Annotated in this window: 8 protein-coding genes and 3 tRNA genes (1 of these 11 cut by a window edge); 8 read left to right on the top strand and 3 right to left on the bottom strand. The window is 46.9% G+C overall.

Translation table 11 applies throughout. From position 1 onward, the window contains the following. The first annotated feature begins 49 nt into the window (after window positions 1-49). From A7975_RS11550 to A7975_RS11530, 5 genes are all read left to right on the top strand, one after another. A tRNA-Val gene (locus A7975_RS11550) sits at window positions 50-125 on the top strand. Window positions 126-132: 7 nt separating this feature from the next. After that, a tRNA-Lys gene (locus A7975_RS11545) sits at window positions 133-208 on the top strand. Window positions 209-222: 14 nt separating this feature from the next. Continuing rightward, window positions 223-302 (top strand) — tRNA-Leu (locus A7975_RS11540). Between the two features lie 148 nt (window positions 303-450). After that, a complete protein-coding gene (locus tag A7975_RS11535; RefSeq protein WP_065385201.1) occupies window positions 451-1,866 on the top strand; it encodes an ATP-binding protein in 1,416 nt (471 codons plus the stop codon). A 1-nt stretch (window position 1,867) separates the two neighbouring features. Beyond that, window positions 1,868-2,683: a hypothetical protein gene (locus A7975_RS11530; protein WP_065385200.1), complete on the top strand. Its 816-nt coding sequence runs from the start codon at window positions 1,868-1,870 to the stop codon at window positions 2,681-2,683. A 61-nt stretch (window positions 2,684-2,744) separates the two neighbouring features. On the opposite strand, the gene A7975_RS11525 is transcribed toward A7975_RS11530, so the two are convergent. Both A7975_RS11525 and A7975_RS11520 read right to left on the bottom strand, forming a co-directional pair. Beyond that, complete coding sequence (locus A7975_RS11525) at window positions 2,745-4,508, bottom strand: cache domain-containing sensor histidine kinase (RefSeq protein ID WP_065385199.1); 1,764 nt, start codon at window positions 4,506-4,508, stop codon at window positions 2,745-2,747. Further along, window positions 4,505-6,070, bottom strand: a complete 1,566-nt coding sequence (locus tag A7975_RS11520; protein WP_082198150.1) for a helix-turn-helix domain-containing protein — start codon at window positions 6,068-6,070, stop codon at window positions 4,505-4,507. The genes A7975_RS11525 and A7975_RS11520 overlap by 4 nt, the downstream gene beginning before the upstream one ends. Window positions 6,071-6,247: 177 nt before the next feature. Here A7975_RS11520 and A7975_RS11515 point away from each other — a divergent pair, with 177 nt between their 5' ends. The 3 genes from A7975_RS11515 to A7975_RS11505 all read left to right on the top strand — a co-directional run bounded on the left by A7975_RS11515 (window position 6,248) and on the right by A7975_RS11505 (window position 9,428). Beyond that, window positions 6,248-7,606: an ABC transporter substrate-binding protein gene (locus tag A7975_RS11515; RefSeq protein WP_065385197.1), complete on the top strand. Its 1,359-nt coding sequence runs from the start codon at window positions 6,248-6,250 to the stop codon at window positions 7,604-7,606. 92 nt (window positions 7,607-7,698) lie between these two features. After that, entirely contained in the window at window positions 7,699-8,613 is a 915-nt protein-coding gene (locus A7975_RS11510) for a carbohydrate ABC transporter permease (RefSeq protein ID WP_065385196.1), read from the top strand. After that, a complete protein-coding gene (locus A7975_RS11505; RefSeq protein WP_053374083.1) occupies window positions 8,610-9,428 on the top strand; it encodes a carbohydrate ABC transporter permease in 819 nt (272 codons plus the stop codon). Before A7975_RS11510 ends, A7975_RS11505 begins: the two co-directional genes overlap by 4 nt. A gap of 64 nt (window positions 9,429-9,492) precedes the next feature. On the opposite strand, the gene A7975_RS11500 is transcribed toward A7975_RS11505, so the two are convergent. Then, window positions 9,493-9,998, bottom strand: partial view of a MerR family transcriptional regulator gene (locus A7975_RS11500; RefSeq protein WP_065385195.1) — the 3' portion only. The gene runs 262 nt beyond the window's last position; the window shows 506 of its 768 coding nt (coding positions 263-768); its start codon lies off the right edge, out of view; its stop codon occupies window positions 9,493-9,495.

Below are 9,998 nucleotides of genomic sequence, written 5' to 3'. Positions count from 1 at the left end.
TTTGTGCTAAGAAACAACCCCACATGCCGGTGGGTTTTATTGTTTCCCTGGAGGCTTAGCTCAGCTGGGAGAGCATCTGCCTTACAAGCAGAGGGTCGGCGGTTCGATCCCGTCAGCCTCCACCATTACTATGAGTCATTAGCTCAGTTGGTAGAGCACCTGACTTTTAATCAGGGTGTCGTAGGTTCGAATCCTACATGACTCACCATTTTTTTCTCACATGCGCGTATGGCGGAATTGGCAGACGCACCAGACTTAGGATCTGGCGGGCGACCGTGGGGGTTCAAGTCCCTCTACGCGCATACATTTAATAATTAAAGCCTTGCTGAGCAAGGCTTTTTTTATTGGCTGAACGCCAAAAAGTGACCTTGTGATCAAAGATCCTAGGTCTTTTTTTTTGTCAAAGCTGGCAGCAATCGTGTACAATTAAGCCAATAAGGGAGGCGGACTATGAATTTTTACGTAACCTTCTTCACAAATATGAGCATTCTCATAACTTGTGCCTACCTGTTCAACCTTCTTTATAAGAACTTATTTCAGCATGCATCCTCAATCGTCAAAAATAGCGCAATGATTGTAATATTTATTTTTTGCGGTTGGCTGGCGATGATGGTAGGCGTTCAGTTGAAGGAAGGCGCTGTATTAGACTTGCGGGTGGTGCCGATTATTTTTGCATCGCTTATGTTTCGAAATCCACGGTATGTCTTCATAATCGGCTTGGGAATTGCCGCAACAAGGTACTGTGTCAACGGAGTAACCCCGAATGCGCTTACCGGATCGATTAATATCGTTATTTTGGGTCTGGTCGCTTCAGGACTCGTTATGTTGTACGAACGGAAGCAGGAATGGAGTTACCGCAAAAAAGCGACGATCTCGCTGCTGACCATCAATTTGATGCAGGTGATAGGTATCGCGAGCTTTGGCGCTCTATCCCGTGAGGTTTATTTGAAGCATATCATGCCTTATACGCTTCCGCTTTCTCTGCTGCTAGGCGCGTTTTTCTTATTTATTATTTACGATTTCTATAAGGAGCAGCACCGGGCGGAAGAGCTTCGAAATAAAAACGTAATCCTTGTGGAGCAGACAAACGAGCTTAAAGAAGCCCATAAGGAGCTTGAAGAGCGAGCGCTTCAAATTTTAAATTCCTCTAAATACAAATCAGAATTTATATCGAATATGTCGCATGAGCTAAGAACGCCGCTTAACAGCATTATCCTTCTCTCCGAGCTTATCCGTGAAAACGAGGCGGACAAGGAGGATAGCGAGAATCTGCAGTATGCAGAAATTATAAATAGCTCCAGCACGGAGCTGCTGCGCATTATCGTTGATATTTTGGACCTCGCGAAAATGGAAGCAGGGAAGATGGAGATGGACTTTGGCGAAGTATCCATTACGGATATAACGCAGCTGCTTCAGCATCAGCTTGCCCCATTGGCGGATCAGAAGAAGCTAAGCTTTGAGATTATTGCAGATAAGGATGTACCTGCTCTGCTCGTATCAGATGGACTTCGGCTTAGTCAAGTTTTAAGCAACTTAACGGCTAATGCAATTAAATTCACGGATCGTGGAAGTGTTACCGTACATATATCAAATGAATCGGAACCCGGCTTCATTGCTTTTGCCGTTCGGGATACTGGAATTGGCATCGACGAACATAGTCGGCAGCTCATTTTCGAAACCTTTTTGCAAGAAGACAGCACCACCAGACGAAAATACGAAGGAACCGGTCTAGGACTCTCGATCAGCCAACAGCTTGCAAGACTGCTGGGCGGCTCTCTAACGCTTCAAAGCACCAAGGGAGTCGGCAGTGAGTTTAAGCTCATCTTGCCTCTTACTCCTCCGGTTGACGATGCGGCAGGAGGCTAACATGATCGTATACGGGTGTGATTTTAGCGGGGCAAAAGATCCAAATGGCAAAATATATGTAGCGGTAGGAAACTTAGAGCAGCAATCCCTAACGATCACGGAAGTCATTCCATGCGAGGACAGGCTCGATTTATTTAGTATGATTAAGCATGCGCCGGCACCATGGGGACTGGATTTTCCCTTCTCCATACCGAAGGAGCATCTGGCGAATCACTACCAATCGTCGTGGAGAAGCTTTATTCATGCCGCTTACTTGGAATCGCGAATGCAGTTCAAGACCAAATTCGGCAAAATACATAGCGGTAAAAACAATACACAGCATTGCAGATTAACGGATATTGCCGCAGACGCTAAAAGTCCAATTGCAGAAACGCCTATCAGTATGAATGGAATGGTATATGGGGGACGCAAGCTATTATTTAACCTGCTTAATGATGCTGCTATTTATCCGTTTGATGCGCATAGGGCGGATGCGGCTCGTTTGTACGAAGTTTATCCGAGTCATGGCTGGTCGAAGCTTGGCTTGAATAGAGAGGACGATTACGCCCTAGAGCAGCTGGATGCGGCTTTCAAAAATAAGATTGATCCAAGCTTCTCCATAAGGCTTGATCCGGATAGCGTTCCGAGGCAGCCAAGCGGGAAGAAAATCGGAATGCCGATTGAGCATGCGACAGACGCAATAATGGCTTGCATGATTTTGGCATACAGCATTTATAGCTGCTCACTTGATGATACATGGGGGGAGAAGCCACCGTTTGCTGCCGATGAGGAATGGAGTCAGATTCACCAAGAAGGGCTGATCATAAGAATGGAATGAAGCTTGGGACCGCCTAGGAGAGAGGGATTTGCCTCTATCCTGGACGGTCCTTTCTTGATCCTTAATCGGCATGAGCCATTTGCTTTGGCAGTTCAACCGTAACAGTAGTGCCTTGGCCAAGGCAGCTTTCCATCCGCAGGGAGGCTTGCCCTCCAAATAAATGCTCGACTCTTTTGCGAGTATGCGATAAGCCAATGTGCCGGAGCCCAGCGTTTTGCTTAGGCTTCCCTTTCTCCCAAATGGTCGGCAGCTGGTCGGCTTCAATGCCAATCCCGTCGTCCGCAACCTTCAGAATTAGGACGTTCTTGGCGAGCGAAGCGGATATGCGCAGCATTCCGGTCTCTTCTTTTGGACAAATCCCGTGGAAAATCGCATTTTCAACAAAAGGCTGAATCAGGTTGCGAGGCACGAGGCACTCATAAGCTTCATCTTGAATGTCCCATGCGACCTCAAACATGTCGATGTAACGAAAGGATTGAATCGCGATATAATCGCGCAACAATCCGATCTCTTCCCGCAAAGGGATTAAGGTCTTAGCCCCGTCCATTTTAACCGCATCCTGCAGAAGCCTTATAAAAGAGCTGACCATTCGGACAATATCGTCATTCCCTTGCTTCTGAGCCATGTAAATAACGGCGTTTAACGTATTGTATACGAAATGCGGATTCAATTGGGAGAGCAGAAGCTCAAGTTCCAGCTCTCGTTTATCTTTTTCATGGCGAATCGATTGTTCCAAATGGGCCTGCAGTTGATGGGTCATACGATTAAAGCCGAGGCCAAGCTTCTCTAATTCATCGCCGGTTTTAATGTTGACCGAGGTGTGCAGCTTTCCGCTGGAGACGGCGTTCATGGCATGATATAAACGCATAATGGGTCTCGTGATGCGGAAGATGGCAGGCATCATTAAGAGCAGAATTAGTATCGTGCTCGTTAGCGAAAATACACCGAGAAGATAGATGATGATTTTGCCCCGTTCCATCAGTGAGGCTTGGGAGACAAAGGCGACCAGTTTCCAGTTGATGCTCTCGAACCGATCGATCAGCATATAGCCTCTATCAATGGAAGAGATCCCTTCTTGTTGTTCCTCTGATGCAGCCTTTATAAGTGAAGGGACCAACGGGAAATCCGATGATGGGCTAGCTTTCTCATACAATAAATAACCTGCGTCGTTTAGCCACAAAAAACCTTCGAAGCCCGCGCTGCCAAAGTCAAGCAATGACTCGAAGCTATCATAATCGAGATTTAGAATCAGCTTGCCGATCGTTTGACCCGGCTGCTCAATATCTTTTACCGTAACGATAAAGCTAATGATCTTCCCTTTTTCTAACGTATTGCCGGTTAGAAACATCTCATGCGGCTCGGTAAAGGCATGCTGCCGGCCTGACTGGGCATAATTCAAATACCACTCTTCCTTTAATAACTCGCTAAAGTAATGATCGTTTCTTGCCTCGCTCCAGAATACCCGGTTGTCCGGCAGGAGAAGAGCGAAGCTGCTAACTTCCTTGCGCAGTCCCTTATTATCATCAAGATATTCTAATGTGTCTTGAACCATCGCAAATTGATCAAAGATATCCAGCTGATTATAAGTTTTATAGAAGGATTGAAGCTGATCGGAAATAATAAGGGAAAAGGAAAACTTAGCAATATCATCCGACATGTATTCAAGCTGTCTAACGGTCTGGCTAAGCTCCGTTTCATCCTCATGAATCATCTGCTCCACCACTATGGTTTTAAAATAATAATAGGTAAAGCCCGCTGAGAGAAGGAAGCTGACAATAGCAACGATAACGATCCGCTGCAGGATGACAGAGCGCAGGCTCTTCATAAACGGTGGCCCCCGTGCCGGTATTGGTGGGGAAGCATGCCCGTCGTTTTTTTGAATACTTGGCTAAAATGCTGGGGCGAACGGTAGCCGACTCTTGCGGAGACCTCGGTCATTTTCGCATCCCCTTGATTCAAAATACGTTTGGCCTGATTAATTCTGTACTCCGTTAAATAATCGAGAAACGTACGCCCCAGCTCGCGCTTGAACAATTGATGAAGATAGGAGGGGCTTATGCCTATCGATCGGGAAACGTCTTCAATGTTGACATCCTCGTGATAATGCATTTGAATATATTGCATTGCCCGCAGCAGCTTATTGGATAAGCGGTCAAGTTCAGCTTTATTGGAGCACAACCTCTGAAGGATGACGATAAATCTATTCATGATCTCATCAATGTGATACAAGGGGGTTGCTTCCCCTAATGTGAGCGGATCTGCTTCCGGCAATCCTTTGGCGGCATATCGCTTATTTATAATTCCGGTCAGCGCATGGATGGCCTCGTACAAGCCAGCCAGATCCCAGAGGGGGGAGCATAGCGAGTTAAAGACCCTTTTGATAACGCTCTCAATTATCGCGGGATCATGCTGATCCATCCCTTCAATTAGCTCCTCAAAGTAGATATTGCGAGGTGGCAACGGTGGATGGATTTCGTTGTCCAGAGGCAGCATCGGAAGTTCATCCGCGCATTGCAGGCTGTTTTTCCCACTAAATACAGCGTGCCTTGCGGCAGCCTCGACTCTGCGAAAGGAATCGTGGAGCGAGGAGGAATCAGTGCTCTGAAATGAGTAATAGAAGGAATAGCTGCTGTCATCATGCAGCTTTAGATGCGAATCAGTAGACCTTGCAAGATATTCAAAGCTTTGGCGCTGCATGGAGACGGTTTTATTTTTCTGAGAGAACAGCGCTATGAATTGGTTCCGGTTCAGGGAGAGTTCGCCAATTAGCTGCCAATCAGATTGACCCGAGCACAAGTTGATTTCATGGGAAGCCAAGTCGAGAGCTTGAAGGCTCGATGTTTTCCCAAAGGGAGAAGGTATGGCAGAGAATGGCGAATCCCTCTGGATAAGCAGGATGGCGTAAGGCGGCGCAGCTTGGTTATCCTGAAACACGGTCATTGCTGCTGCCCCCGTCACTGCTTTCATGAGCTGATCGGAGCGCTCGATCTTTCTTTGTTTTTGTTCGCATTCCCAGCTTTCTTTGGCTTTGTTTAATTCATGAAGCAATTTATCCCGGTCTACCTCATGCTTGATCAGATAACTGGAGACACTCCCTATAGCAATAGCTTGCCTTGCATACTCGAAATCCTGATAGGCACTCATCACAATAAATTTCACGCCTAATTTACGTTCGGAGACCGCCCGGATCAATTCGAGCCCGTCCATTACAGGCATGCGAATGTCGACAATCATAATTTGAGGGCGAAGCTCCTCGCAAAGCCGAAGAGCGGTTCTGCCATTTGAGGCGGATGCAGCAATTTCGTAACCATATTCGTCCCAGAGGAGAAGACTTTTTACATGCTCCAAGGCAATTCGTTCGTCATCCACCAATATGATCTTCATCATGCTCGCCTCCGCGGGATTTTTTGTATGATTGATTATAACTTACATAAGGGATATAGAAGCAAGGGGAAAAGTAGGATCGCGACCAAAAGTGTAGAATAGCAATGTTTACGCTTACATTCGCTAGCATGTATATTGAAAGCGCAGACATTATAAGGTGAACAAAGGAGCGATTATACGATGCAAAAGAGGATTTGGATCCAATCAATGTGCCTAGTGATCTCCATCATGATGCTTGCAAGCATGCTGGTCGCCTGCGGAGGAGGCAATACCGTCAATAACAAGGAAGAGGCGGCAGCCAATAACACAGGCACCGGGGAACAAGATAACGCGGGCAACGCAGCCGTCAAAGGAAATGCCGATTACAAGGGGGAGTTTGTTTTATGGACGTGGGAGCCGGAGCATCCCACCGCTTTGGCGGCTTTTAACGAGAAGTATCCCAATATCAAAGTAAAACGCGTAAACGTTGCTGCGGAGGATATTTCGAAAAAGCTGCAAACGACGATCGCCTCAGGCGGCGAATTGCCGGATGTCGTAAGGATTGAACGTGGTCAAAAGGCGAAAATCTTCGATATGGATATACTCGAAAATCTAGAAACGGCACCGTATAATGCCGATAAATCGATTTTGTTCGATTATGATCTTGCAACCTTTGCCAAAGACGATCATCTCATAGCTATTCCCGACGATATGAGCGTAGCCGGGATTGCTTACATCAAATCGCTCGCCAAACAATATTTCGGTACGGATAATCCGGAGGAAATGGAGGCGATCTTCACAAACTGGGATGTGTTTATTGAGAAGGGAAAAGAGGTGCTGCAGCAGAGCGGCGGCAAGGTTAAAATGTTTCCAAGCCTCGGCGACGTGAACCAAACGCTGAAGGGACAACGCGCCGAGCCTTACTTTGATGGCGACAAGCTGAATGTGCCTATGCTTACGAGCACCGTAACCGATTTGGTCAAGTTTCGGGATTCAGGCATTATAGACAAGCTTGATCAATGGACGCCTGCATGGAACGCAACATTTGGCGGAGAAAAATACATATTCGCCATGTCTCCCGTATGGATGCCGCAGTATGTGATTGGCCCTAACGATAAGAAGGATGATCGCTGGGCATTGATGGTGCCTCCTGGAGGAGGATTCATCAGAGGCGGCTCCTCGCACGGTATTCCGAAGGGAGCCAAAAATGCGGAGTTAGCCTGGAAATGGATCGAGTTTACGTCGATGTCGCAGGAAGGCGCGGAAGCGCAGAAAAAGGATGGCGTATTTACGCACTTCAAGAAGGCTTATGAGGATCAATCATTTACGAATTGGACTTGGCGAAACTTCGGCAGTCAAGATATCGGCGACAAGTTCTTTGTCGACATCTCTGCGACCACAAAGGACATGCCGGAAAATATCAATGACCTTGTGCTGGATGATGTGATGAATATCGTGCTCCAGACGCTCGCAAAAGACGACTCGTTTGGCGTAGAACAGGCTTTGGACCGGATTCAAAAGGAGCTGAAAGCCAAAGCTCCTAAAATCGTTTGGGAGTAAGCGACGGGTAGCGGCAGCATGAAGAGCGGTCTGTTTATTTCATCGGGCCGCTTCTTTTCTCACCAGATGTCAAATAGTCAGGAGTGTAGGCGATGCATGCTTTAAAAAGAAAATGGGTGCCTTACTTTTTCCTCTCCCCGTACATTTTGTTTTATTTGGCTTTTGGCCTTATTCCAATGGTGTTTTCGTTATATGTCAGCATGACGAGCTGGAACGGCATAGGGGATAAAACGTTTATTGGACTCGACAACTACAAATTTTTGTTTAATCCGGATTCTTATTTTTTCAAATCGGTTGGCAATACGCTGTTGTTTGTTGTGTTTACGCTTCCGCTCCAAATCATTTTTGGATTGCTCATAGCCTCGCTGCTATACAGCAGGTGGGTAAAGTGGAAAGGCTTTTTTCAATTGGTGAATTTTCTCCCCTATATCGTAACGCCTGTTGCGGTGGGGCTTATGTTTAATCTTCTCTTTGACTGGCAAGCGGGGTTCATTAATAAAATCCTGCTTCATCTTGGTCTGATCGATGAGGGCATATATTGGCTGGGAGACCCGTTGTACGCCCGAATAGTCATCATCGTCATGCTGTTCTGGAAAGGCTTCGGCTATACAATGATTTTTTACTTGGCGGGGCTCGCCAACATACCAAAGGATTTGAATGAGGCTGCGCAAGTGGATGGAGCATCTGGCTATCGAACATTTATGTCCATCACGCTTCCGCTGCTGAAGCCGGTCACCGTATTTATTGTCATTACAGGGATCATTGGCGGTTTTCAGCTTTTGGAAGAGCCGATGCTTCTGCTCGGAGGCTCTGGGATGGGTTCAAGCACGGCGGTCATCGGCGGTCCGGATCGATGCTGCTTGACCACGGTATGGAATATGTATGATACCGCCTATGGCAGCATGACCCGTTACGGGCTAGGGGCAGCTATCGCTTATGGCTTATGCATCATTATTGCATTCTTTTCGTTTATCGGCGCAAGATTTTATAGGGGGGAACAGGAATGAGTCAATCGGTCCGGACGACGCTGGCGACATCCGCAATCGCTCTGCTTTCTATTTTTGCGCTGCTGCCCTTCTATATTATGACCATTATGGGAACTTATCAGAATGAAGACCTCTTTACGAAAATCGTTCTTGTGCCCGGCACTTATTTATTGGAAAATTTCAAAACGGTTGCGGCTAGCCGATTCGATCTGGTTTATTGGAACAGCATCATCGTATCGCTCTTTAGTACGGTGCTGTCGGTACTCGTCAGTGCGTTTGCCGGCTTTGCTTTTGCCAAACATCATTTTAAGTATAAGAACAAAATTTTTGCTGCGGTGCTGCTCACGATGATGATTCCCGGTCAATTGGGGCTTGTCGCTTATGTCATCGAGATGCGCTATCTCAGCTTGTCGGGCACGTTGCTGCCGCTTATTCTGCCTTGGGTGGCGAATGCGTTTGGCGTTTATTGGATGACTCAGTTTATCAAAAGCGCGGTTCCTACCGAGGTGCTGGAAAGCGCGCGTATAGACGGCTGTTCGGATATCGGCGTGTTTTTTCGAATTGTGGTTGCCTTTATATACCCGGCCATTACTACGCTTTCTCTGCTTGTATTCCTATGGTCTTGGAACAATTATCTGCTCCCGCTAATTATCGTGAATAAGCCGGAGCTGTACACGATACCGCTTGGAATTACGGCGCTTGGAGATGCGTATCGGACGGACTTGGCTGCTCAAATTCTTGGCTTGACGCTCGGAACGATCCCGGTGCTCATCTTATTCGCAATAGGCTCCAAAAGCTTTATCCGCGGATTGACGGCGGGCTCGGTCAAGGGATAGGGACGGGAGTGTAAGTAAAAAAGAAGCAGCACAATCCTCATGCGGAGGATATGCTGCTTCTTCGTTATTGCTGCCGAGTACCGGTGTATACATGAATGGCATCCCTTAAAAAAACCGCTCCGCCAGGCTGGTGCTTATCGTAGTAAGCGGCAAATCTTTCGTCATCCACATACATTTGGGCGATATTCGCATGTGCCTCTTTACTGTAACTGCCCCAATAAAAAGTGAGCCACTGACGATGCAAATCTGCAGTCTGTTGCGCCAGCTCGCCGGCAGGGTCACCCGTTGCATAAGCCTCAATGAGCAGGCTCAAAATTTTGGCGCCCAATTGTTCAATCTCAGTATGCTGCTCTTCTGTCATGTTTTTGAGGATTTGATTGGAGCGCTCTGCTTGCTCATCTCCGTATTTTTCTCTAATCTCGTTGCCATACTTCTTCTCATTCTCGTCAATCATTTGCTGCTTAAAGCCTTCAAATTTCTCCTTGTTTGTCATTGTTATTCTCCCTTCGCTTTGGGCTAATGTTTGATCGACATTAGCGATTAGCAAATCTAATTGCTGTCTTTTTTCAA

It is taken from the genome of Bacillus sp. FJAT-26390, assembly GCF_001682865.1.
Lineage (GTDB): Bacteria > Bacillota > Bacilli > Paenibacillales > Paenibacillaceae > Pristimantibacillus.
Note: the sequence above shows the minus strand (reverse complement) of the source record. Positions and strands in the feature narration are given on the sequence as shown.